Genomic DNA, 22,884 nt, shown 5'->3' with positions numbered 1-22,884 from the left:
CCAACACGGTTTGCTCTCGGCAAGACAATATTCCTCAACGGCAGTGCACCGATGGGGTTTTGGCGACCTGAATCCCTTCGAGCGGAGGATCCGCCAGCCGAGCACCTGGCTGCCTCTCCCCTGCCCGATCAGCGATCGGAGACAGCCTGTGGCAACGGCATCAGCAGCACTCAGCCCGGTCCCGCTCGGGCCGCGGAGCCTCTCCCCGGTGGTTCCCCAGCCCGGCGTGAGCCGGGCACAGGCCGGCTGGGAGCTACTGCACGACACCGGACCTCCGGCTGGCTAGACCCGGGCCCGATTCCACACGGCCTTCCCCTTCGCCGTGTGGCCCGGGGCTCGCCCGTGGGCTTCGGCTTCCGATCTCTGGGGGACTGGGCGCAGCGCAGCCGCCGCTGCCCAGGCCCGGAAGCCGTCAGCGAGACGCAGCGCACCGCAAGCGCCGCGCCGTCCCGGCTGCCGCGAAACCCAGATACGCCCCGCGGCAGCCGGTCCACCCCTTCGATCCCGATAGCGCTTAACCCCCGGAATTCCCTGACCTTCGTATTCCACCCTTCGTCCGTGAGGAACTGACATGGCAGTCCTGCACGATGTGGTGCTGATCGCGGCACCGGCCGGCCTGGCTGCCACCTCCGCAGCCACCTGGTACTTCAGGCGGGCGGCCACACGAGCCAACCAGGCCCTCCATGCGAGCCGGTCCCAGACCTCATCTCTCGCCCGGGAGATCGAAGTCCGCGATCAGGAGGCTGGACACCTGTCCGCAGTCCGGTTGCCGGCGTTCATGGCCGCGCCCGGCTCGGGCGACCTGACGCAGGCCGGCCAGCTGCTGCATCCACAGTTGGCCTCCACGTCGTTCGGCAGGGCCTTGCAGGCGGCGTTACGGCAGACCGCTGACTTCGCCCGCGACGCCGAGAACCGAGCTGAAGAGTCGGCACATGCCCAGGTCAAGGACCTGCTGCGGCCGCTGCTGACCCTGGCAGCGCACCAGCAGAGCGAGATGGTCCGCGTTCTGGGGAAGGTCGCCGACGAGGAGGTTCTCGCGCACGCCTTCGCTGTCGACCACGCGGCAACGCTCCTGAGCCAGCGGATGCACATCATCGGCATCCTGATGGGCGACGAGGTGAGCAGCCGTCGCCCCGACCTGCCCTTGATGGAAGTTCTGGGCGGAGCGCAGTCCCGCGTCCAGGACTACCAGCGGGTGGAGGTCACCAACACGAGGAGCGACTTCGTGTGGGGCCGGGTGGCCGAGCCGATCGCGATTGCCCTGGCCGAACTCATGGACAACGGTGCCCGCCACTCGACCCCCGCCAGCCAGGTGTCGGTGTGGACCACGGCCGTGCAGGGCGGCCTCACCGTGGTGGTCGACAGCCTCGGGCCCATGCTGAGCCCCGACGGGTACGAACGGGCGGCCGCCGTACTGCCCGGGCAGTACCGGCTGCCACTTGCCGTGCTCGGCACGCAACTTGGGTTACCCGCGGTCGGTGTCCTCGCCCGCCGACACGGCTTCCAGGCGTGGCTGGACCCGAACCATCAAGGTGGTGTCCGCGCCGTCCTCCACCTCCCCGAACGGCTCCTTCGCCGACCTCCCGTGCTCGACGAGCCGCAGCACCACAGCGCCTCGGGCGACGAGACGGCCACCAAAGCGGCTCCGGCGGGCACGGGGCTGCGGACGGACAGCCCCAGAGGCGAGGTTGGCTTCGCGAGCCACGGGCTGCGAGCGAACGCCATGGCTGTCCGAGGCGCGGCTGGTGCTAATCACCATGGCGCTGGTGGCCGGCCGCTGGAGCTGCACGCCAGGGGGGAGCGGTGAGCGGAACGCATGCTCGGCAGCCGGGCATGATGCGGTTGTGGCGAGCTGGGGTATCGCGGCAGGCGGTTGAGTCCGGCTGCGCGGCGGGAACTGTCGCACGCCCTGCTCTTCGGCAGGCCTCCTCGGGGGCGCCGGACCGTGAGGCACACCTTCGGGCCCAGCGGGTCGAGGACCTTCGCCGGCAGCTGCGGTTGGTGCTGTACTACCTCGACGCGGTGCCGGTCAGCCAGGAGCTGGGGCTGGCGGTCACCGACGCTCAGGTGTGGCTGGAGCAGATGGAACCGGCCGATCCTTCCTGCCCGGCGCCAGCCTTCTTGAAGGCGCTGGAGAACACCGTGCGCATCACGGGCAACCTTCTGGCCCGGCACAGCGTGGCCGCAACATATGTCCACCTGGACACCGAGCAGCCTCCCTGGGACGAGCACCAGCGGCTTGAGGCTGCAAGCGCACCGCACTGCCGCCACATCGCCATACGTCGCCACGACGTCGCCACGCATGGGTGGCCTGTCGACCAGCGGCCCGAATTCGCTCGCCTGCGGCGCGACGTCGAGGAAGGACGGGTACATCTGCTCGTGGTCCGGTCCGCCTCTGACCTTTCGCCCTCCGGCCACCACCTGGATGACCAGCCTGGCCAGGCCAAGGAGATCAGAAGGTGGCTGCACCGGCACAGGGCCCGGCTGTTGTGCGTCGACCAGATCGCGCACTCCTCGAACACCACCTAGAGCCGCCGGTCCCGTGCGGCGAACCTGACACCGCCGCGCGGGACCGGCCACCGCACGAGGCCCACGTACCCCTCGCCGAAACCACCCTCGACCCACTGCGGACCGAGCCGGGGATCCGGTAGCGGAGACCACCCGCACAGCCACCGGCGCACCACCTGACCGATACCACCGGAGACAGCGATGCCCACGACCGCGCCCACTTCCTCCCTCGACCTCTTCGACGAGCGGGTCCTCGCGGACCCCTATCCGGTCTACGAGGCGATGCGCCTCATGGGGCCGGCCATCCGGCTGGAGCGCCACGGCGTGTGGGCGGTCCCCGGCTACGACGAGGTCCGCTCCATCCTGGGCGCCTCCGACCTGTTCCGGGCCGAGGGCGGGAGGGCCCTCACCGAGCTGGCCGGGACGATCCTGGCGTCCGACGGTGACCAGCACGCGCGGCTGCGCCGGGTCCTGTCGCGTCGGCTCGCGCCCACAGCGGTCGCCCGCCGGCAAAGACAGATACAGGAGCGGGCGCGGCGGCTGGTTGCGGAGCACACGGGCAGGGCGGGGTTCGATGCGGTGGAGCTGGCCCGGGCGATGGCCGTCGGCACGGTGATGGAGCTGATGGGCCTGCCGGAGAGCAACAGCGTGCCCGTGCTGGACGGGCTCGGGCTGACGCCGTTCGACGCCTTCGGCCCGGAGAACGCCTGCGGCCCTACGGGGCTGCCTGCCGCAGGGGCCATGCTGGCCTTCCTCCACGAGAACGTTACCCGCGGCAGCGTGCGAAGAGGATCCTGGATGGAAGCGATCTTCCAGGCCGTCAACGCCGGGAAGATCGACGAACACGAGGCCATACCGCTCGCCTCTGCGTATGCAGTGGCCGGCATCGACTCGACGATCCTCGGTCTTGCCGGGACGATCATCCAGCTCGCCCATGACCCGGAGCAGTGGTTCCAGCTCCGTGAAGACCCGGCGCGTGCCGAAGCGGCCTTCCACGAGGCAGTGCGGCTCGACGCTCCCATGCAGGGGCTCGGCCGGCTCGTGACCGAGCCGGTCGACCTGGGCGGCATTCGGCTGGAGGCCGGCGAGCGGGTGTGGCTGCTACTCGGCTCCGCCGGCCGCGACCCCCGCAGGTGGGGACTGACCGCCGACGACTACAACCTGCGGAGGCCCGGTGCCGACAAGCACCTCTCCCTGGGAGCCGGACCGCACGCATGCCCTGGCAGCCACCTCGCCCTCATGCAGGCCCGCGCTCTTCTGCGAGCGCTCGCCGAGCGCTGCACCACGCTGTCGCCCGCCAGTGCCCCCGTCCGCGCCCAGACCCACGTCCTCCGCGGCCACACGACAGCGCCCATCAGCGTCAGCACCGCCGAACGGCGCACCGGTGCACGCCAGCCCGCGCTCACATCCCCTCCGGAGAGTCCTCGATGAATGCCCGCGGCGATCAACCCGTCGACGGTGGGGCCGCCCTGCTGGCGGACTCGCTGACTCTGGCCGGGCCAGGGCCGGTGCTCCTGGACGGTCTCGACGTCGTGCTCGTCCCCGAGAGTCACGCTCGGGAGGCCGTCGCCCGCCTGGACGAGCTTGCTGGCCTGCACGCGGTCGGCGCGGTCTTCGCCTCGGGCGACGCGTGGGGGTTCTTCCTACCTGAGGGGTCCGGCGATCCCGCCTGGCCCGCGCCGTCGCGGTACTTCGGCGCCGGAGCCACGCTCACGCTGCCGCCCGCGCCCCGGCCCGATGCCGCCACGGGATGGATCCGCTGGAGGCAAGGCCGGATCTACACCGCGCCCCTCCTCCTTCACGCCGTCCTGGCCAACCTCGCCAAGCGGCACCGCCTGAACGACGGACCTACCTCCCGACCGCCGACTCACGCCCGCCCCCTGGAGCAGCCCGCCATGCAGCTTCCCAAGATCGCCTTCTTCGACCTGGACGCCACGCTCACCGACCAGGCCACCGGCTTCCGCCGGTGGGCTGGCGAGTTCGCCACCCGATACGGCATCACGCCGGAAGAGGTGGAGGCCGCCGAGGTGCGCTGCGCCGGCCGCAGGGACGAGTTCTTCGCCGACCTGAAGGCCAGGCACGACATCAAGGGGTCCATCGCCGGCCTCCATGCTCAGTACCGGCAGCGGTCCGCCGAGCTCGTCCCCCACCGTCCGCAGGTCTGCACGGCGCTCCGGTCGCTGCGCGACGACGGATGGCGCCTGGGGGTGATCACCAACGGCGACCCCGCCGCGCAGCGCCTCAAGCTCCGCACCGCGCGCCTTGACGGCCTCTTCGAAGTCGTCGCGATTTCCGGGGAGTACGGGATCTGCAAGCCGCACCGAGGCCTGTACCGCATCGCCCTCGACGCCCTGGCCACCAGTTCCGGCTTCATGGTCGGCGATGACCTCGACGCGGACGTGTCTGGTGGCAGCCGGGCAGGGCTCCGCACGGTGTGGATCGCCGGCGGCCGGGCACGGCCGGCCACCTCCCCGGTGCCCGACCACACCGTCGACACCGTCCTCGATGCGGTCGAGCTGCTCCGCGAGCACGCCCATGCCCCGCTTCCTGCCGTCGCGTAGCGCCCGGCGGCCGCGTCCCAGCCGTCCGCGCGCCCGGCGTATCTCCACGCTCAACAGGTACCGGGCCGCAGTGTTCTTGCTGTTTCTCGCGGTCTTCGTCGCCTCCTCCGAGATGCCCCGCTGACCCGGTCACCCGCCAGCACGTCCCGCCGCCCGCGCCGCCCGGCGCCTGCCGGCAGAGCCGCACCACCACCCGAACATTCACTCACGTCGACCCCAGCCTTCCAAGGCCGGTCGGCGCTCCGCAGAAGGACTGCTCTATGCCCGCGCGTATCGAGGACTACGCACTGATCGGCGACATGCAGACCGCAGCGCTGGTCAGCCGCGACGGAGCCATCGACTCGCTGTGCCTGCCGCGCTTCGACTCCGACGCCGTCTTCGCGCACCTCCTCGGAACCGAGGAGCATGGCTACTGGCGCATCGGCCCCGCCCACCCGAGTCACCGGCCCGCGCCGTCGGCGGCCCGGCGCCGCTACCTGCCCGGCACCCTGATCCTCGAATCCGAATGGGACACCCCCACCGGGCGAGTTCGCGTCACCGACTTCATGCCGCCGCGCGACAGCACCCCCCAGACGGTCCGCATCATCGAAGGCATCACCGGCACGGTCATGATGCGCAGTGCCCTGCGGATGCGCTTCGGCTACGGGCGCATCGTGCCCTGGGTGACCACCACCAATGACGACCGTCTCCACGCCGTCGCGGGACCCGACTCGCTGTGGCTGGACACCGCGGCCACCACATACGGCCAGGACGAGGCGACATACGCGGACTTCACCGTCCGCGCCGGCGAGCGCGTCTCCTTCGTCCTCAGCTGGCAGCCTTCCCACCAGGCGCCGCCCCCGGTCCCCGACGCCAGCGACGCCCTCGAGACAACGGAGAAGTTCTGGTCGCAGTGGAGCTCGAACTGCACCTATGACGGCCCCTACCGCGACGCACTCCTGCGCTCCCTGATCACCCTCAAGGCCCTGACCTACTCGCCCACCGGCGGGATCGTCGCCGCGCCCACCACCTCCCTCCCGGAGGAGATCGGCGGCGTGCGGAACTGGGACTACCGCTACACCTGGCTGCGCGACGCCGCCATCACCCTTTCCTCGCTGCTGCGCACCGGCTACCGCGAGGAGGCCCGCGCCTGGTGCGCCTGGCTGGTGCGCGCGGTGGCCGGCGACCCGGAGAACCTGCAGATCATGTACGGCATCGCGGGCGAAAGGTCGCTCGGCGAGGTCGAGCTGGACTGGCTTCCCGGCTACGAGGACTCCCGTCCGGTCCGAGTGGGGAACGGCGCCGCCCACCAGCTCCAGCTCGACGTGTACGGCGAGGTCGCCATGACCCTGCACGCGGCGCGGCAGGCCGGACTCGGCCCGGGCGAAACCGCCGCCCACCTCCAGGTGAAGCTGGTCGAATACCTGGAGACGGTCTGGGACCAGCCGGACGAGGGCATCTGGGAGATCCGCGGCCCACGCCGCCACTTCGTCCACTCCAAGGTCATGGCCTGGGCCGCCGTCGACCGCACCATCACACTCGTCGAATCCGGCGACGCCACCATCGCGCCTGGCATCCTGGAGCGCTGGCGGGACCTGCGCGACACCATCCACGCCCAGGTCTGCAGCAACGGCTACGACCCCGTACGCAACACCTTCACCCAGTCGTACGGATCGACGGAGCTGGACGCGTCGCTGCTCCTTCTCCCCCAGACCGGCTTCCTTCCCCCCACCGACCCGCGGGTCATCGGCACGATCCGGGCGGTCCAGCACGAGCTGTCCACCCCCGACGGGTTCCTCCTTCGCTACCCCACCGCTGGCTCCGCGCCGGGCGTCGACGGACTGGAGGGCGACGAGGGAGCCTTCCTCGCCTGCTCGTTCTGGCTCGTCGACGCCCTCGCCCTGAGCGGCCGCACGAACGAGGCCCGCACCCTCCTGGACAAGCTGCTGGCGCTCCGCAACGACCTGGGGCTCCTCGCTGAGGAGTGGGACCCCACGGAGCAGCGGCAGGTCGGCAACTTCCCGCAGGCGTTCAGCCACGTCGCCATGTGCGACTCGATTCTCGAACTCGCCGCCCACGAACAAGCGGAGAGGGCTCTCTGATGCCCGGCCGTCTGACCGAGATCCTGTACGCCCTGTACCTGCTCGCCTCGGGCCTGCCGCTGGTTGCCGCATCGGCGCACCGGGAGCGGATGGCGGCACGGGCAGCAGCCGGGTTCCACACCGACGGGAACCTCGCGATACCCGCCCGCTGGATCGGCCCCGCCGGGACCGCGGTAAGCGGGAGCGGGTCATGAGGCGGGGCGGGACGTTCCAGGCCCGGACCCAGCAGACCGCGACCTGGCTCGTGGCCGGCAGCCGGCCCCTCGCCGCCCTCTCCGACGGCGCACTCGTTTCCGCAGCCGGGGTGTGGGCCACCCTGCTCACCGGCACCCTCATTCTCGCGGGAACAGCCTTCGCGCTGTGGGCCTCCCCTGTCCGCCACCTCGCGGACATGCCCGCCACCCTCAGCCGGAGCCCGGGATGACGCCCGACCCGCCGCCGTGATCTTGGGCTCTCATCCGCGCGACGCCGGTCCTGCGGCGTCCGGGAGGCAATGACCTGATCGGACTCGACTTGTGAGGTAGCCATGGCGCGGTCCGGTGCGGCGAAGGGCAATGGTCGCAACGAGGCCATACACAAGCACCTGGTCCAGCTGAACTGGTCGGTGAGGGGCTTTGCGCGTCGGGTGTTCGCGCACTGTCAGGCCGTGAATCTGCCGCACACGGTCGCACCGAGCACGGTGGCGCGATGGTGTTCGGGCGACACCACACCGAGCCCGGCCCTTGCGGCCGCCGCCTGCCACGTGCTGTCGTTCGCGCTGAACAAGCAGGTCAATCCGCAGAGCCTGGGGTGGCCGGCGGACACCACGGACATCGCGACCGAGTCCTTGCAGTACGCGGACCTGTCGCACACGACCCGTACGCTGGCGAAGTTGTGGGAGATCGACGCTCTGCGTGACCCGACCCTGATCAAGAGCACGTTCTTCCCGGGGGTGTTCGGACTCGCTTCCCGGGAAGCCCTCGTCATGCCGCCCGACCCTGAGATCGCTGGACGCGGCACCTACAAGGTGACGGCCGCGGACATCACGCTCCTCGAAGACCAGACCAGGCTCTACGGCGCTCTCGATGGGCAGCACGGTGGCGGCAAGTTCCGCGCGGTCTTCGCCGCCTTCCTGGCCATGCACACCGTGCCGCTGCTCAACGGATCCTTCTCAGCGAAGGCGGGCAAGCGGCTCTACGGCAGCGTGGCGGACGCGGTGCTCGCCATGGCCAGCATGGCGTACGACGATCAACTGCCCGGCTTCGCACAGCGCTATGACCTGCAGGCGATGCGCCTGGCACAAGCGGTCGGTGACCACGCCCGCATCGCGCGAGTACATATCCACCAGACCCGGCTGGCCGCGGCTCAGGGCGACCGCCGGGAAGTCCTCACGCACGCACGCAGTGCCGTCCTCGCCGGTGAGGGGGCGCCGCCGATGGTGCGGGCCTACGCCGCCATCACCGAGGCAAGGGCGTGGGCCTTCAACAAGAATCCGGAGCAGACGATCGCCGCGGTCACGCGCGCCAGGGTCGGCTTCGAACGGGCCAAGGGGTCCTCGACGTTGGACTGGCTGTCGTGGTTCGACCGGTTCGAACTGGAGGCGCAGGCGGCATGGGCGCTCGCCGGCGCAGGTCTGGTCGACGCGGGCCTGCTGGCGTTGAAGGAGGCCGAGGGCATGCCGTGCGAGCGCGTACGTGATCGGGTGGAACTGCTGATCACGGGTGCGGAGCTGGCCCGGCTGAGTGGGGACATCGCCGTGTACGAGCAGAAGGCCAAGCGAGCCGAGGAGGCCTCGCGGACGCTGGCCAGCCGGCGGCTGGCCGCGAGGATCACGCGGCTCACCGCCGGCCAGCCCCTCGACGACTTTTAGACACGCCGCTGGCGCCGCAGTCAGCCCGGAGAGGTGGCAGCGGCGGCGCGGAGTCTGGGGAGGAGTCGCGGCGGGACGGCCAGGCGGCCCGCCGGTCACGGCCACGGTTCCGCCGGTCGTGGCTGGCCTCTGCCGCGAGGTGTGTCAGGCGGCCGGGAACAGGAGCCGGTACGCCGGCTGCGCCCTGAAGGGCCCCCCGCGATGAGGTGACTCCAGGGAACCCCGGTGCGCGTGCCCGTCTGCCGTGCGCAGCGTGGCGGACACCTGGTAGTCCGGGTGGACGCCGTCTGCGCTGAGGGTCGACCCGAACGTCAGATCCAGGGTGTCGCCGGGTTCAACCGGCACGGGGGTCTGGAACAGCGGGAAATAGATCGAGGCCCAGTTGGTCTTCATCCGCAGTGCGTCGAGGGGGGCTTCGTCGGGCAGGCACCAGAGTTGGAGCCAGGTCAGTACGCCGTCGATCCGGCCCGGGCGCTGGATGGTCAGCCGCGTGGTCGTCTGCTGCGCGGTGTGGAGGGTGCCGTTGAAGTCGAGAGATTCGATCGCGGCGCTGTCGGAGACCAATTCATCTGGTGACGCATTCTCGATCCGAAGGCGCACGTCGAACGGTGCCGTGGCCCAGTTGAAGATGCTCTGGAGATAGGGGACGGATTCGGCCGAGAATGCCACGTGCTGCTCGCCAAGAATGTCGGAGAGGCATCCAGCGGAGGCCAGCGTGACGGCCCGGTGCGGCACGACCACGCCGTCTTGTGCCAGGTGCCTGCGCCGGGCATCGGTCAGAACGGCGGCGGCGCCCTCGGCGCTCGCGAGGGAGCCGATGATCTCAGCCACGCACACGTCGGCTTTGGGCGCGAACTCCAGGCCGGTCGATTCGCCGAGCAGCAGTGTGACCCGGTCCTTCAGCTCGTAGGAGGGGAGGTTCGCTGCCGCCTGGCGGAAGGCGTCTTCGATTACCTCGATTGCAGTGACCTGCCGGGCTCCGGCCTGCACGCTTTCCCGGGCCCAGAGGATGTCCTGCCCGGTCCCGATGTCCAAGACGTGTTTGCCCGGCGCCAGCCGCTCCAGGGCGGCCCGGAACCTCTTGTTGCGTTCCTCGTCCGTCGTCATGGTGGTGTAGAGGTACGGGTCGTAGATGGGGTACTCCCCGACGCTGGGCCACAGGGAGGCCCGGTCCGGTCGTTCGGGCTCCGAGCTCACCAGAACGTGCACGCTTTTCCCGTTCGCTTCGACTTCTCTGACTTCCCTCATTCGTCATTCCTTTCGGTGACGCCGGCCGGGACTGCCGTGGATTCCCGGCCGGCGGAATGGTGTGCGTCGGGAGCTGTCCCGCAGCCCTCGGGGGTAAATTCCGGTGAGGTGGGATCGCAGTGGTGATGCGGCCAAAACGCGAGCAGGCCGGGCGCGGTGCCAGCGGGCTGGTCCGTTCACTGGCTGTCGGTGGTGTACGCCCAGCTGATCTTGGTTCGGGCGTCAAGGAGCGAGCGCTCCCGGACGGTGCCAGGCCGCAGGGGCGTTCCGATGTAGAGCCAGCCCAGGAGCTGCTCGCCGTCGTCGAGGCCGAGGTATTTACGGACCTGTGGTGCTTCGATGGCGGTGCCGGTGCGCCAGATCGAGCCCCAGCCGCGGCTGTGCAGGAGCAGCGAGAGGGTGGTGATCATGGCGGTGGTGGCGGCCAGTTGCTCCCACGGGGGTACGCGCGGGTGGTCGGGTACGGGGCAGTGAACGATGGTGAGGAGCAGTGGGGCGCGCAGTGGCTTGGCGGCGGCGCGATGGGCCTGTTCCGGGGGCGTGGCTTCACCGAGTGCCTCGCCGAGGCGGGCACGCTCGTCCCCGGTCACGGGGATCAGCCGCCAGGGCCTGATACGGCCGTGGTCGGGTGCGGTGGCGGCGGCCTGGACGAGCTCTTCGAGTTCTGTGCGGGTGGGGGCGGGTGCGGTCAGGTCGGGGATGCTCCGCCGGGTGAGTACTGCGTCAAGGACCGGGTCCGGGTTCATCCGGCGGCCTCCCGCGCTTTGTCATCTGCGGGTGCACGCTCCCGCGCCGGTGGGGACATGCGGGGGTCGTGGCCGGTCAGGCGGCGCAGGAGCGGGGCGGTGGCCGCGGTGGTGATGACGGCCATGATGACCAGGAGGGTGAAGAGCTGATCGGAGATGACGCCGAGCTGACGGCCGATGCCCAGGACGACGAGTTCGGTCAGGCCGCGGCAGTTCATCAGCGTGCCGACGGCTGCCGACCACCGCCAGTCGGAGCCGGTGAGGCGTGCGGCGCCGGCCGCTCCGCCCCACTTGCCGAGGACCGCGACCGCCAGGATCGCCGCGCCCCAGCCCCACTGGCCGGCCGGGAGGGCGGAGAAGTCGGTGTGCAGGCCGGTGTCCACGAAGAACAGCGGGAGCAGGAGCGGCAGGAACACCGCTCGCAGGCGTGCGGCGCCGCGTTCGACGGCGGGCAGGCGGCGGGGGGTGACGGCACCGAAGAGGAAGGCGCCGACAGCCGGGTGAACGCCGATGCGGTCGGTGGCGTACGCGGTCAGGCACAGGCCGGCGAAGAGCAGCGCGAGCACCAGGTCGTCGGAGGTGCGCCCGGCCCGTGTGAGGACCGCGGCGAGTGCCGGGCGCAGGAGGGTGAGTGCGAGGGCCAAGGCGGTGGCCAGGGCGAGGGTGGTCAGGGCGGCCGTCGGTGTCCCGGCGGTGCTCAGGGAGATGACAGCGGTGAGCAGGCACCAGGCCAGGGCGTCGTCCACGGCGGCGCAGGCCATGGCGAAGGTGCCCAGGGGGGTGGCTTCCAGGCCGCGGTCGGCGAGGATCCGCGCGAGGACGGGGAACGCGGTGATGGCCAGCGCGACGGCGACGAACAGGGTGAACGGGAGCCGGTCCACGCCGGGCGGCGCCAGGTGGGGGTACATGGCGGTGGCGAGCGCGCTGCCCAGGACGAGGGGCAGCAGGAGGCCGCCCAGGCTGACAGATATGACGGAGCGGCGCGCGGTGCGCAGCGAGCGGAGGTCGAGCTCGAGGCCGATCAGGAAGAGGAAGGCGAGCAGGGCGAGGCTGCCGAGAGCGGAGGTAATGGGGAGGACGGACGGCGGGAGGAGGTGCTGCTGGATGCCGGGGGCGAGCCAGCCGAGCAGGGAGGGGCCGATCAGGATCCCGGCGAGGATCTCGCCGATGACGGGCGGCTGTCCGATGTAGCAGACGGCCCGGCCGGCGGCCTGGCAGGCGAGTACCACGGCGGGGACGGCCACAAGCAGGGACACCAGCGGGTCGGACACGGAGAGCTCCAAGCTTCCGGGGGCGTGAGTGCTCATCGGTCCGGCACAGGTCGTGGGTACGGGGTGGCCTGCCGGTGCCGGGCGCGGTGAGGGCCGGGGTGGGTCAGTCGCGGATGAGCGGGAGGGTGGTGCAGCGCAGGGATCCGGGGATGCGGGTGACTTCGGAGTAGTCGACGGTGAGGACCTCGATGCCGCGCGCGGCGAGCTGCGCGGTGATGCGGTCGCTGCCGGCCGCGACGACGACCGTTCCCGGGGCGATGGCGAGGATGTTGGCCTGGACGGCCAGGGCCTCGGCGTCGCTCACGTCGATCAGGTCGAAGTGCTGCTCGATCCAGGCGAGTTCGGCGGGCGGGAACACGGTGCGGTGGATGAGCGCGGTGCCAGGGGCGACGATGTTGAAGTGGTCGTCGAGGTGCACGATCCCGGGAACGCTGAAGGAGAGCGTTTTGACCTCCCGGTCGATGCCGCCGGCGGTCAGGGCTCGCTGCAGGGCTCGGGCGCCCGCGGGAGAGGTCTCCTCGCTGAGGCCGACCAGGACGGTTCCGGCGTGGAGTGCGACGTCACCGCCTTCGATGGTCCCCTCAGGCAGGTGGACGGCATGGGGGCTGTCGGGGAAGAGCCGGATGAGCGCGTCGGTCTCGGGCCGGCGGTGTGCGGAGTTGAGCCGGGCGAGGACGAGGATGTGATCGACGACGAAGCCGAGGTCGCGCGGGTAGTGCTGTGTCGTGCAGCCCGGAGCCTCCTCCAGGAGGATCACTTCGGTGCCGCGGTCGCGCAGCAGGTGGATCAGGGCGTCCTGCTGGGCGCGGACCGTCTTCGGCCGGTAGTCGTTCCAGGTGCTGGTGGCCTGCTGGCGGTCGAAGACCGGGTCGGTGTGAGGGTCGGTGAGGTCGCGGACGTGGTCGCCGGCGTGGCGCATGGCGACGGTTCGGAGGGTTCCGTATTCGGTGGTGGCCTGGGGTATGAGCACGGCGGGTCTCCTGGGCTGGGCGGTTCGGGCGCAGGGCCGCAGCGGCACGCGGTGCCCAGGCAGGGCCTGGGTGTCCGGCCGGTCAGGACGTCGGACACCCAGGCCTCCTGTGTCAGCCGGTCGTGCTGGCCTGGGCGTTCGGTACCTGGGGCAGCCAGTGCACGGCGGTCTCGCGGAAGGACTGGTTGACGGGGACGAGGTCGGCGCCGGTGGTGTCGTCCAAGGCGGTCACGTTGATGCCGAGGTCGGGGATGTCGCTGTCGATCGCGGCGAGGCGGGTTCCGCAGTCGGGGCAGAATCCACGCTTGGCCTCCCCCTGGAAGGTTTCGAACCACCGGATCTTGTCCCAGCCGGACCAGGTGATCTGGTCGTGGGGGAAGCCGGCCCACCACATCACCGGTCCGCCGCCGAGCTTCTGGCAGTCCGGGCAGCTGCAGGTGTGGGGGTAGTCCGCCGGGCCCGTGACGGTGAAGCGGATCAGGCCGCAGCGGCAGCCTCCGGTCCGCACGATCCGCTCTTCGGTGTCCTCGGCAGCAGTGGCGTTCATCAGGTGATGTCCTTTGCGCGGTCGGCCAGTTGGGCCCACCACTGTGCCATTCCCTTGAGGATCTCCAGGAAGCCGGTCAGGGCCTGGGCCAGGTCCAGGTGGAAGAGTTCACTCTTCCGAAGGAAGTAGGCCAGGCCCTCGATGTGGGCAGCCTCCACGCTCAGTCCCCCGACCTGCGCAGCCTCGTGGTCGTCGTCGAGGTGGAGGCGGTAGTAGAAGTCGAGCTTCTCCAGCTTGCTGCCGCTCATGCCGACCGTCAGCTCGCCGTACCGGTCGGTGATCTCCCGCAGGATCTCCGTCTCGGCGATGGCGACGCCCTCGGTGGCGTAGTAGCCGCCGGCGATGCTGCTGGGCTGATGCGAGTTGACCATCCGCTCGTGCAGGGACATCAGCATCAGCGTCTCGGGCGCGGGGACGTGGCCGACGACGAGGAGGTCCAGGTCGCTCAGGAGCGCGGCGGAGTACAGGACGTAGTGCGCGGGCACCTTGCCGGGCTCGCCGCCTTCCTCCAGGAAGTTGCGGTAGAGCTCGTGTGCGAGTGCGGGGCAGAAGGTCGCGACGGAGGCGGTGGCCTGGCGGAGGTAGGCGGCGTTGTAGCGGGCGAAGACGGACAGCTCCTCGATGTACATCCGGGCCTGCGGCGCGGTGAGCTGGTCGGGGGCGACGAGGTCCCGGATCTGCCCGTACACGGTGTCGATCATCGGCTTGAGGTGCCTGTCGACGAGCATGGTGCCGTCGGTGAGGCTGCCCTGCAGGGTCCGGGCGATCGCGATCCGGGTCTCGGGGTTGGCCTTGAGGTAGGCGTCGACGAGGGAAGTGCCGGTGCTCATGCGTGTGCCTCCGGAGCGGTCTGGCCGGTGATGATGTGGATGCCGCCCGTGGCGCCGAGCGCCGCGAGGCTCTCGTGCACGGCGCCGTCGTCGGGGAGGGCGGTGGGCGTGTTCGTGTTGAGGGCGTCGACCATGGCCTCGGTCAGGGGGGTGGTGTCGCAGGTGACGGCGACGCCGCGCAGGTACGCCTGCTGGGGGCCGGTGATCCGCAGCTGGTAGGGAGCGGGGATGGACACCGACCTGCCGGGCCGCAGCTGGGCGGCGTCGAACGCGGCGGCCGCTTCCATGCGGCCGAGGTCACTGGCGACCTTCTCCCAGCCCCCGTTGCTCTCCAGCTCCGTCCAGCGGCCTTCCACGTGCTGGGTGACCGTCTGCTCGAGCTGTTCGCCGGCGGCGGCCAGCGCGGTGCGGGCCCGCTCGGTGAGGCGGGCGGCGGCCGGGGCGCTGGCCGCCGCGGCGTCGTGCAGGGGCGACTGCATGCCCATGGGGTTGTCGGGGTCCTCGCCGAGCACCCGCTCCAGCAGTTCGGGCAGGACGGACAGGCGCAGGACCCGGTCGTCGGGGTAGGTGTACAGGCTGACCGCCACCGAGACGCTGAAGTCGTCCTGCCGGCCGACGTGGAAGACCCGCTTGGGAAGGAAGAGCGCGTCGCCGGGTTCCATGACGAAGCGCTCACCGTGCGGCAGGAGCCACTGGTAGTCCCCGAACAGGGGGGCCGTACTGCCGGTGAGGCGCACGTACTCCTCCTGCGACCAGCAGTAGAAGTCCTTCACCCCCGGACCCAGGTGGCACAGGAACGCGTCCTCGGCGCCCTCGTGGACCCCGAAGGCGGTCCCAGCGTAGTTTCCGGCGAACGCGACCTGCTCGGCGCCCCCGATGGGCACGCCCCAGCCCTCGTAGAGGGAGCGCAGGAACTCTCCGAGACCGGCGGCCAACTGGGGGGAGGCGGTCTCGAGGTTGTTGAGGACGAGACTGAAGCGCTTGGCGCCGACGAGGGACTGCATCCACGGCACGAACTGGCCGTCGTCCCAGCCGTCCATGGCCAGGACGGTCTCGATGAGCTCGTCGTGCCGGTCCTCGCCGACGTACACGCGGGCCCGCGCGGCGTGCTGCGGTCCGGCGGCGTGCGCGCGGCGCAGCGACTCCAGCCCGTCCAGGGCGTCTTGGGGGCTGGCGGCGGAGGACGGGATGATCCCCTTGAACAGGTACGGGGTGGTCCGGTTGCTGGTCGCTTCGGGAAACTCCCGGCTCCAGAACGCGCGGGAGGGAGGCCAGAGGGTGTTCACGCGATCTCCTGACGGTCAGCGCTGCGGGGGTGCAGCCGGCGAACGGGAAGGCGCCGCCCAAGGGCGGGGGCGGGGGCGGGGGCGCTAGCTCAGGTAGTCCTCGCGGCCGCCGGAGCGGACCGTGTCGAGGGTGAAGCAGTGGAATCCGCCGCCCGCCAGGCGCCGGTGGCGGTGGGCTACGGGGACGACCGTGAAGCCGCGGCCCTCCAGGACCCGGATCAGCTCGGGGTAGAGCGAGTTGACGACGACGGTGTTCTCGTCGATCGACAGGACGTTCATGTCGATGTAGCGGCTGGCGATGTTGAAGCCGAAGCTGCTGTAGTCGGGGAACGCGGACTCGTCCATCTGAGGCGGGTAGATGACGTCCCACGCCTGCATGGCCTTGGGCAGGTAGTCGAGGAACTCCGGAGCGCGCAGGAGCATCAGCCCGGGGCGCAGCGGCACCACGACGCTGTCGATGTGGCTGTCGGCGATCCCGTCCAGGAGGTGGAAGCGCAGCCCGGGGATCACCTCACCCAGCCACCGCAGGGCCAACCGGTGGTTGGCGTTGGCGGCGTTGACCAGGACGTCCGCGCCCAGGCGCATGCACTGCGCCCCGTCGAAGATCATCTCCAGGTCGAGGCCGTCGATGGGCAGGGCCGTGTCGGCGTCCATGACGGCCGAGACGTCGATGCCCTGCTTGTCGAAGTAGGCGGTGTCCAGGGAGCCACGGGCCAGCGCGGGCCTCGGCATGCTCACCCACCGCGCCCCGGCCGTGTAGTACCGCTGGAAGATGGTCTTGAGCTGGTCGTTCTCGAAGATCCGGGCGCGGACGTGCGGGGCGGTCTCCACGATCGTGTCACCGAGGATGACCGTGTTGTCCCGTACGTTGAGGGCCGGGGTGGCCCGCGCGTCCCAGTACGGCGAGCGGATGTCGACGTCCTTGCCCGGGGCGGAGGGCCGGTGGACGGTGACGCCGCAGGCGGCCAGGGCCGCGGCCAGGCCCTCGACGTCCTCGTTGAGCTCGTCGACGTACTGCTGCGGGATCGTAAGGAGCGTCTGGCCGGCCGCGGTGTCGGCCGCGACGTTGTCGAAGTAGAACAGCTTGAAGGAGGCATCGACGTGGTGCGCGTTGTAGTGGTCGGCGCGGCCAACGACGACCTCGCGGAGCGTGCTCCACTCGTCGAAGCTGTTCACAGGCAGGGCAGTGGTCATGGCGGGCCGCCTCCTTGGCGGCATCTGCCGAGCAGGTCGGCAGCCGGGCAGGCGCGTGCAGGCGGTCGCCCGCAGCGGCTCGGACGGTGAGTCGGACAGGGGTCCTGCGCAGCGGCTAGGCGGCGTCGGCCGCGTGCGGGGTGGCCGGGCGGACGGGAGCGGCGGGGAGGCGCGCGATGATGTCCTCGATCACGCACCGCTGATCGGGGGTCGAGCGGCGGCGGAAGAAGAAGCCGCTACACCAGGGAATTTCGGGCCACCGGTCCAGGTCGCGGCGCACCATGGCCGTCGCCTCGGGCAGCCGACGGAAGGGAATCTGCGGGCACAGGTGGTGGATCGGGTGGTTCATATCGTCGAGGTGCCCGCCGAGCAGGTGCCGGGTGAGCCAGTGCGAGGACCAGCCGCGGGTCTGCAGCAGCAGGTCCTGGTTCTCGATCAGCCCCGCGTGGTTGCCGAGGTCGGTGATCCAGGTGACGACCGGGCGGACCAGGACCAGCGGGACCAGCCAGTACAGGAGGAACAGACCCACCGCGTCCAAGGACCAGCACAGGATGAGGGCGGCGCCCCACAGCAGGCTTCGGGCAGCCGGCGCCCTCCAACTCTCCTCCGGCGCCTTCGTCACCAGGGCGCGCACCGCGCTCTTCGGCAGGCGGAAGACGGCATTGCGGACGATGACCTTGAGCACGAACTCCCTACGGGTGGGCTCCGGCCCGGCCCGGCGGATGTCACCGGCCAGGTAGGACTGGAACATGGGGTCGCGGGCCGATCCGAGCTCGGCGTGGTGGATGCCGTGGGTGATCTTGTAGGGCAGGAACCCGTCACCGAGCAGGGCGGTCAGGGCGTAGCCGATCCACCGGTTCATCCGGCGGCTGGCCGCCAGTTTTCCGTGAACGCACTCGTGGGCCAGGTTCGACAGATGCCGCTGCCGTACGCCGATGTAGCAGACGGCCAACGCCGGTCCGATCCCGTGTCCGAGCCAAGCGCCGAGCACGGCGGCCAGGGCGATGGAGGCGACGTCGACCAGGACGTCGAGGAGCCCGACCGTCGGGCGGCCGCACAGGCCCTCCAGTTCCGCGATCAGTTCTCGTCCCAGCACCTGGCGGGCCGGCCCCGAAGCGCCGGTGCCGTAGCGGGTGCGGCGTGGGGGCGCCGGGGTGCGTGCTGCCCGCGCAGCTCGGCTGCTCATCCGATTCCTCCTGGCAGGGTCTGATGCTCTATCCGGTCCGGCACCCGGGGGTTCGGCAGCGCCGCGGTACGGCCGAACCCCGGGGCCGTCCCCTTCATCCGGTTCCGTGCCCCGCACGGGCCACGCCGTCAGGCGCGCCCGCCCCAGGTCACAGCTTCACGAAGGAAGGGGGTGGAGGTGTTGCTGATCAGGCGGCGTCCGGACGGACACCGATCTTCAGCGGGGCGTCCGGGCGGACCCCCGTCTTGAGGGCCGCGTCCGGGCGGACACCGGTCTTCAGCGGGGCGTCGGGGCGCACACCGGTCTTCAGTTCGACGTTCATGACTCTCCCTTCAGGGCACAGGCGTGCCCTGGGTTCCGTGGTGATCGGGTGGGATCTGTGCACTACGGACCGCAGGTGGATCCCTGGAGGTCCTCGGCACGGGACAGCACGCGGCGGGTGGTGCGTTCACGCGGAGAGCTGGGGCGAAGGGGGCAGGCCCACTCGTACAGGCCGCGCCCACAGCCCGGAGCGGTCCATGTGACCGCGGTTCCCGCCGGGCGCCGAGCCATCAAGCTAGGGCGGCCCTGTCCAGCCCGGCAACACCTCGCGGTGTCGCGCCGGACGCACGGCTGTCGCATCGAGTGCATCCGTGTGTCGCACGGGTGTTGCACGGACAGCCCCTGCGACCAGCCCACGCAACACCGCCGGTCCAGCCACGTGCCGGTCGAGGCGGATCCAGCCCGCCGGCGCCGATTTCGCGGGGTTCTACGCGACGCGGCAGCGCACTAGCGTGCCGGTGCCGACGACGTGCCGCGGAGCGCACCAACCCGCAGACGCCGGCCCTACAGCCCTGGGACCAAGGAGTGCTCCGTGTCCGGCGAGATGATCGCTCTCAAGTCAGACGTCCTGTTCAGCCTGCGCAGCACCCTTCACGCGCAGGGCTTCGTCGAAGTCGTCACCCCGACGGTCCGCAAGGCCGACCTCGGCGCCGGGCGCCGCCTTACGGTCGGCCTCGACGAGGGCCGGTTCCTGCGGGCGATGATCGGGCCCGCACTGCGCGTGAACCTCGAACATCACCAGCGGGTCTTCGAGATCGGCCCGTGCTACCGGCCCGAAAAGCCCGACGAGCTCCACGCCAACGAGTTCACGATGCTCGACCTCTACGCCGCCAACCAGGACTTTGAGTTCCTCTTCAACCTGGCGGAGCAGCTGGTCACCCCGCACCTCCGCTACACCCCTCAGCGGGTCTCGGTCGCCGACCACATCCAAGACCTCTTCGGCACCGACCTGCGCAGCGAGGCTCTCGGTGATCTGCCGGCACGGATGGCCGGCCACCTGCACCTGTCGGCCCACACGCCGTTCAAGAACGTCCTGGGGCAGTTCGTCGAACGCGAGCTGGAGACGCAGAGCGCCGGGGCCGCGCTCTTCCTCACCGACTACCCGCTCGGCGGAGACGAACCGTGCGCACGCCTCACCCCGGGCACGACCGGCATCCTGAACCGCTTCGAGCTCCTGGTCGACGGCATCGAGGTCATCCACGGCTACGAGGACGAACCCGACGGCCCGGCCTTCACCGAACGCGCCCGCGCAGTGGACCTGTACGACGACGAGCAGGCCCTGGCCCGGGAGGCAATCGACGCCGGGCGGGTCTCCGCCGCGAGCGTCGGCCTCGGAATCGGCATCGAGCGCCTATGCATGGCCATCGCCGGCATCAAGGACATCAGCTGCTTCCAGCAGTCCCGCCAGTTCTGAACAGCCTCAACCCGCCTGCCCGGAGGACCCGCGATGCTCTCTGCTCTTCGTCCACTGCGCGCGGACGGCTTCGGAACCGTCCTCGACACGGACCTCACCGACCCCACAACGCGCGGCCTGGCCACGGACCTGAAGGAGGCCCTTCACCGCCACCGGGTGCTCGTCGTCCCCGGCCAGCACCTGAACCACGCCGACCTCCTGGCCGTCGCCGCCTGCTTCGGCGAGGTGGACACCGACGTCGACCGCCGCTACGCCGTCGGCGGCTTCCCGGGCTTGACCACGATCAGCAACATCCTCGAGGACGGGCACCGCGTCGGGGTCTACGACGGCGACCAGGAAGAGGAGTGGCACGCCGACAACTGCTTCAAGCCCAACCTGACCGGCGTGACCCTGCTGTACTCGGTCATCGCACCGAACCAGGGCGGGCAGACCCGGATCGCCGACGCCACCACTGCCTACGCAGCCCTGCCCGCAGACGTTCGGCAGCGCATCGAGAACCTGCGCGCCGTCCACTCCATCCAGCACCTCGCCACCCTCCAGAACCAGGCCAGCGGCCAGTCCTCCGTAGCCGCCGGCACCCTGGCCCTCCAGCCCGAAGTCGAGCACCCCCTCGTCCTCACCCATCCCGCGACCCGGGCCCGCTCGCTGCTGCTGGGCTCCATGGCCGTCCGCCACGTCGTCGGCCTCACCTCGCAGGAGTCCAGTAACCTGCTGGCCGAACTCCTCGCACACGTGACCAGTCCCCGGTACGTCTACTCCCACCGGTGGAAGGCCGGTGACCTCCTGGTCTGGGACAACCGGGCCGTCCTGCACACCGCCTCGCCCTGCGACAGCTCCCGGAACCAGCGGCTCCTCTACCGCGCCGCTGTCCGGTGAGAACGGCCGGCCCGGCCACCGCGACACGGCCCACGGCCGGAACCCGCATCCCGGTCCGCTCCTGGTCACTAGGGTCTGCGCATGACTGAGAAGGTCCCCCTGAAGGAAGCCGCGATCAACGCGGAACGCGTCACCCGAATCGGCCACGAAATCCAGGCGGTGTGCCCCGCTTTCGACGCCGACCAGTTCGCGCGCGAGGTGATCGCGGATCTCCCGCCACTGGCGCTCAAAGCACGGATCGCGCGTACCAGCGCGGGCCTGCACAAGCACCTACCCGTATCCGGAGCACAGGCGCTCGACATCCTGCTCCGGTCACTGCCCGCCACTCCGGAAGAGGCGGGCATCACCACGGACTTCGGCCTGCACCTCTACTCCCCGCACTCCGACTACGTCGCCCGGTACTGCCGCACCCACGACAACCTCACCAGCTCGCTGGACGCCCTCGCGCGGATGACCCCCTACTTCACCGCCGAGGACGCTGCCCGGTACTTCATCGCCGACTTCCCCCAGGAGACGATCGCGACCGTCAACGGCTGGGCGCAGCACCCTGATCACCGGGTCCGGAGGCTGGCCAGCGAGTCCACCCGTCCCACCCTCCCGTGGTCCATCCGCATCCCCCTCGCGATCGACGCAGCCATGCCCGTCCTCGACCAGCTGCACACCGATCCCAGCCGGTACGTGACCCGCTCCGTCGCCAACCACCTCCACGACATCAGCGCCGAGCGCCCCGACATCGTCCTTGCGACACTGCAGCGCTGGAAGGACGCCGGGCGCGCCACCGGCAAGGAGTTCGAGTTCATCGCCCGCGAAGCCCTCAGGACCCTGCTGAAGACCGGAGACACCGCCGCCTACGAGTTCCTCGGATACCCGGCCGAGCCGCCCATCACCCTGCCCTCCCTCCACCTGGAGCGGCATGAGCTACGCGAAGGCGAGACCTTGGCCTTCACCGCGGAACTGTCCGCCACCGCACCGGCGAAGCTCCGCGTGAGCTACGTCATTTCCTCCACCACCCTGACCGGAAGCCAGAGGCAGAAGGTGTACTTCCTCAAGGACACCAGCGCGGAAGCCGGACAGGCCCTGAACCTGTCAAAGGCCCACCGCGTGCGGACCACCGCGACCAACACGATCCGGCCCGGCACCCACACCCTCACCCTCCAGGTCAACGGCCGCCGCTTCGCGCCCACCAAATTCCAGGTCCTCGAACCGTGACACCGACCGCCATAGGCAGGGCCGCGGCTACGGTCACGGCCCATAGCGCGGCCCATCCCCGAAACTACCCCGTGCACGGGCGAGCCCGTGCACTCAGACCGGCCCGGTGCACACCCCCGCGCCCGCCTCCGTACGGTCGCGGTGGTCCGCGATATCACCCGCTGTCACGGTCGGGCGTTGGGGTCAGCGGTCGTGATGGCCGTAGGCCGCGAGGATTTCACTCTCGCTCTCACCCCGATGGAAGAGGTGCCAGTGCATGTGCTTCGACTCCTGGTAGAGGCCCAGATTGGTGTTGACCGAGCACGCGCCGTGCTCCTTCTCCACCATGGCCGCGACCTCTTGGACCACGGCCAAGACCTCGGCGAGCAGAGCAGATCCGGCGCTTCCGAGGTTCGTGAGGGACGGGACATGCTCCTTCGGGATCACCACGATATGCACCGGGTAGGACGGACGGGTGTGGTGGTAGGCCAGGACACGCTCCGTCTCCACGACCCGTTCGACTTCGACCCGGCCGCTGAGGACCTGGTTGCAGTAGAAGTCGCTGACCGCCGCACCTGTCGTCACAGTGAGCCGCCTTCGTCGTCAGGGTGTGATTGGACGCCACGGTACTGCCTCACGACGGCCAACACCGCACCTCCGTCAGGGCAGTACCGATCGCACACCAGTACTCATCTGGCCCCGCGGAGGGCCCGGCTCTCTCCGTCGCACAAGGCCTGGGCGACGAGGCCCTCACCCACCGCTTTCCGCCCCTGGCCTCGGCCTTCGGACGAGCCGCGCAAGCCACTGA

Annotated in this window: 22 protein-coding genes; 11 read left to right on the top strand and 11 right to left on the bottom strand. The window is 70.4% G+C overall.

What is annotated here, in order from left to right; genetic code table 11:
• Window positions 1–571: 571 nt before the first annotated feature.
• The 8 genes from OG509_RS32985 to OG509_RS32950 all read left to right on the top strand — a co-directional run bounded on the left by OG509_RS32985 (window position 572) and on the right by OG509_RS32950 (window position 8,999).
• A complete protein-coding gene (locus OG509_RS32985; RefSeq protein WP_388276150.1) occupies window positions 572–1,807 on the top strand; it encodes a hypothetical protein in 1,236 nt (411 codons plus the stop codon).
• Window positions 1,808–1,998: 191 nt separating this feature from the next.
• Window positions 1,999–2,529 (top strand): hypothetical protein, encoded by a 531-nt coding sequence (locus OG509_RS32980; RefSeq protein WP_406186269.1) that lies wholly within the window; start codon window positions 1,999–2,001, stop codon window positions 2,527–2,529.
• Window positions 2,530–2,709: 180 nt separating this feature from the next.
• Entirely contained in the window at window positions 2,710–3,939 is a 1,230-nt protein-coding gene (locus tag OG509_RS32975) for a cytochrome P450 (protein ID WP_406186268.1), read from the top strand.
• Window positions 3,936–5,069, top strand: coding sequence for an HAD family hydrolase (locus OG509_RS32970; protein WP_406186267.1), 1,134 nt, complete (start codon window positions 3,936–3,938; stop codon window positions 5,067–5,069). Before OG509_RS32975 ends, OG509_RS32970 begins: the two co-directional genes overlap by 4 nt.
• Before the next feature lie 260 nt (window positions 5,070–5,329).
• Window positions 5,330–7,150, top strand: coding sequence for a glycoside hydrolase family 15 protein (locus tag OG509_RS32965; RefSeq protein WP_406186266.1), 1,821 nt, complete (start codon window positions 5,330–5,332; stop codon window positions 7,148–7,150).
• Window positions 7,150–7,344: a hypothetical protein gene (locus tag OG509_RS32960; RefSeq protein WP_406186265.1), complete on the top strand. Its 195-nt coding sequence runs from the start codon at window positions 7,150–7,152 to the stop codon at window positions 7,342–7,344. The genes OG509_RS32965 and OG509_RS32960 overlap by 1 nt, the downstream gene beginning before the upstream one ends.
• Window positions 7,341–7,574 carry a hypothetical protein gene (locus tag OG509_RS32955; protein ID WP_406186264.1) on the top strand — a complete coding sequence of 78 codons (234 nt, stop codon included), beginning with the start codon at window positions 7,341–7,343 and terminating at the stop codon, window positions 7,572–7,574. The genes OG509_RS32960 and OG509_RS32955 overlap by 4 nt, the downstream gene beginning before the upstream one ends.
• A 102-nt stretch (window positions 7,575–7,676) precedes the next feature.
• Window positions 7,677–8,999 (top strand): transcriptional regulator, encoded by a 1,323-nt coding sequence (locus tag OG509_RS32950; RefSeq protein WP_406186263.1) that lies wholly within the window; start codon window positions 7,677–7,679, stop codon window positions 8,997–8,999.
• A 144-nt stretch (window positions 9,000–9,143) separates the two neighbouring features.
• Here OG509_RS32950 and OG509_RS32945 read toward each other — a convergent pair whose 3' ends face one another.
• The 10 genes from OG509_RS32945 to OG509_RS32900 all read right to left on the bottom strand — a co-directional run bounded on the left by OG509_RS32945 (window position 9,144) and on the right by OG509_RS32900 (window position 18,599).
• Window positions 9,144–10,106 carry a 50S ribosomal protein L11 methyltransferase gene (locus OG509_RS32945; RefSeq protein WP_406186262.1) on the bottom strand — a complete coding sequence of 321 codons (963 nt, stop codon included), beginning with the start codon at window positions 10,104–10,106 and terminating at the stop codon, window positions 9,144–9,146.
• 317 nt (window positions 10,107–10,423) lie between these two features.
• Window positions 10,424–10,993 (bottom strand): nitroreductase, encoded by a 570-nt coding sequence (locus OG509_RS32940; protein ID WP_406186261.1) that lies wholly within the window; start codon window positions 10,991–10,993, stop codon window positions 10,424–10,426.
• Window positions 10,990–12,300 (bottom strand): cation:proton antiporter, encoded by a 1,311-nt coding sequence (locus OG509_RS32935; protein WP_406186260.1) that lies wholly within the window; start codon window positions 12,298–12,300, stop codon window positions 10,990–10,992. The genes OG509_RS32940 and OG509_RS32935 overlap by 4 nt, the downstream gene beginning before the upstream one ends.
• 67 nt (window positions 12,301–12,367) lie before the next feature.
• Window positions 12,368–13,234, bottom strand: a complete 867-nt coding sequence (locus OG509_RS32930) for a dimethylarginine dimethylaminohydrolase family protein (protein ID WP_406186259.1) — start codon at window positions 13,232–13,234, stop codon at window positions 12,368–12,370.
• A gap of 112 nt (window positions 13,235–13,346) precedes the next feature.
• On the bottom strand, window positions 13,347–13,781 hold the full coding sequence (locus tag OG509_RS32925) for a GFA family protein (protein ID WP_399543279.1): 435 nt from the start codon (window positions 13,779–13,781) through the stop codon (window positions 13,347–13,349).
• Window positions 13,781–14,611, bottom strand: a complete 831-nt coding sequence (locus OG509_RS32920) for a DUF3865 domain-containing protein (protein ID WP_399543278.1) — start codon at window positions 14,609–14,611, stop codon at window positions 13,781–13,783. The genes OG509_RS32925 and OG509_RS32920 overlap by 1 nt, the downstream gene beginning before the upstream one ends.
• Complete coding sequence (locus tag OG509_RS32915) at window positions 14,608–15,897, bottom strand: hypothetical protein (protein ID WP_406186258.1); 1,290 nt, start codon at window positions 15,895–15,897, stop codon at window positions 14,608–14,610. The genes OG509_RS32920 and OG509_RS32915 overlap by 4 nt, the downstream gene beginning before the upstream one ends.
• 84 nt (window positions 15,898–15,981) lie before the next feature.
• Entirely contained in the window at window positions 15,982–17,091 is a 1,110-nt protein-coding gene (locus OG509_RS32910; protein ID WP_406186257.1) for an inosamine-phosphate amidinotransferase 1, read from the bottom strand.
• Window positions 17,092–17,206: 115 nt separating this feature from the next.
• Entirely contained in the window at window positions 17,207–18,277 is a 1,071-nt protein-coding gene (locus OG509_RS32905; protein ID WP_406186256.1) for a fatty acid desaturase family protein, read from the bottom strand.
• Between the two features lie 187 nt (window positions 18,278–18,464).
• A complete protein-coding gene (locus OG509_RS32900) occupies window positions 18,465–18,599 on the bottom strand; it encodes a hypothetical protein (protein WP_406186255.1) in 135 nt (44 codons plus the stop codon).
• 531 nt (window positions 18,600–19,130) lie between these two features.
• On the opposite strand from OG509_RS32900, the gene OG509_RS32895 reads away from it, so the two are divergent.
• From OG509_RS32895 to OG509_RS32885, 3 genes are all read left to right on the top strand, one after another.
• A complete protein-coding gene (locus tag OG509_RS32895; protein ID WP_406186254.1) occupies window positions 19,131–20,012 on the top strand; it encodes an amino acid--tRNA ligase-related protein in 882 nt (293 codons plus the stop codon).
• Between the two features lie 33 nt (window positions 20,013–20,045).
• On the top strand, window positions 20,046–20,888 hold the full coding sequence (locus OG509_RS32890) for a TauD/TfdA dioxygenase family protein (RefSeq protein WP_406186253.1): 843 nt from the start codon (window positions 20,046–20,048) through the stop codon (window positions 20,886–20,888).
• 81 nt (window positions 20,889–20,969) lie between these two features.
• Window positions 20,970–22,097: a hypothetical protein gene (locus OG509_RS32885; RefSeq protein ID WP_406186252.1), complete on the top strand. Its 1,128-nt coding sequence runs from the start codon at window positions 20,970–20,972 to the stop codon at window positions 22,095–22,097.
• 183 nt (window positions 22,098–22,280) lie between these two features.
• Here OG509_RS32885 and OG509_RS32880 read toward each other — a convergent pair whose 3' ends face one another.
• Window positions 22,281–22,661 (bottom strand): HIT domain-containing protein, encoded by a 381-nt coding sequence (locus OG509_RS32880; RefSeq protein ID WP_362238203.1) that lies wholly within the window; start codon window positions 22,659–22,661, stop codon window positions 22,281–22,283.
• Between the last annotated feature and the right edge of the window lie 223 nt (window positions 22,662–22,884).

Source organism: Streptomyces sp. NBC_01006 (assembly GCF_045162725.1).
In the GTDB taxonomy this organism is placed as follows: Bacteria; Actinomycetota; Actinomycetes; order Streptomycetales; family Streptomycetaceae; genus Streptomyces.
The sequence above is the reverse complement of the archived record's forward strand: the minus strand, read 5'-3'. Positions and strand labels throughout refer to the sequence as shown.

Excerpts from the sequence above, each read along its gene's own strand:
- OG509_RS32985 (WP_388276150.1), top strand. The coding sequence starts at position 572 with ATGGCAGTCCTGCACGATGTGGTGCTGATCGCGGCACCGGCCGGCCTG.
- OG509_RS32975 (WP_406186268.1), top strand. The coding sequence starts at position 2,710 with ATGCCCACGACCGCGCCCACTTCCTCCCTCGACCTCTTCGACGAGCGG.
- OG509_RS32970 (WP_406186267.1), top strand. The coding sequence starts at position 3,936 with ATGAATGCCCGCGGCGATCAACCCGTCGACGGTGGGGCCGCCCTGCTG.
- OG509_RS32965 (WP_406186266.1), top strand. The coding sequence starts at position 5,330 with ATGCCCGCGCGTATCGAGGACTACGCACTGATCGGCGACATGCAGACC.
- OG509_RS32960 (WP_406186265.1), top strand. The coding sequence starts at position 7,150 with ATGCCCGGCCGTCTGACCGAGATCCTGTACGCCCTGTACCTGCTCGCC.
- OG509_RS32955 (WP_406186264.1), top strand. The coding sequence starts at position 7,341 with ATGAGGCGGGGCGGGACGTTCCAGGCCCGGACCCAGCAGACCGCGACC.
- OG509_RS32950 (WP_406186263.1), top strand. The coding sequence starts at position 7,677 with ATGGCGCGGTCCGGTGCGGCGAAGGGCAATGGTCGCAACGAGGCCATA.
- OG509_RS32945 (WP_406186262.1), bottom strand. The coding sequence starts at position 10,106 with ATGACGACGGACGAGGAACGCAACAAGAGGTTCCGGGCCGCCCTGGAG.
- OG509_RS32940 (WP_406186261.1), bottom strand. The coding sequence starts at position 10,993 with ATGAACCCGGACCCGGTCCTTGACGCAGTACTCACCCGGCGGAGCATC.
- OG509_RS32935 (WP_406186260.1), bottom strand. The coding sequence starts at position 12,300 with ATGAGCACTCACGCCCCCGGAAGCTTGGAGCTCTCCGTGTCCGACCCG.
- OG509_RS32925 (WP_399543279.1), bottom strand. The coding sequence starts at position 13,781 with ATGAACGCCACTGCTGCCGAGGACACCGAAGAGCGGATCGTGCGGACC.
- OG509_RS32920 (WP_399543278.1), bottom strand. The coding sequence starts at position 14,611 with ATGAGCACCGGCACTTCCCTCGTCGACGCCTACCTCAAGGCCAACCCC.
- OG509_RS32910 (WP_406186257.1), bottom strand. The coding sequence starts at position 17,091 with ATGACCACTGCCCTGCCTGTGAACAGCTTCGACGAGTGGAGCACGCTC.
- OG509_RS32905 (WP_406186256.1), bottom strand. The coding sequence starts at position 18,277 with ATGAGCAGCCGAGCTGCGCGGGCAGCACGCACCCCGGCGCCCCCACGC.
- OG509_RS32900 (WP_406186255.1), bottom strand. The coding sequence starts at position 18,599 with ATGAACGTCGAACTGAAGACCGGTGTGCGCCCCGACGCCCCGCTGAAG.
- OG509_RS32890 (WP_406186253.1), top strand. The coding sequence starts at position 20,046 with ATGCTCTCTGCTCTTCGTCCACTGCGCGCGGACGGCTTCGGAACCGTC.
- OG509_RS32885 (WP_406186252.1), top strand. The coding sequence starts at position 20,970 with ATGACTGAGAAGGTCCCCCTGAAGGAAGCCGCGATCAACGCGGAACGC.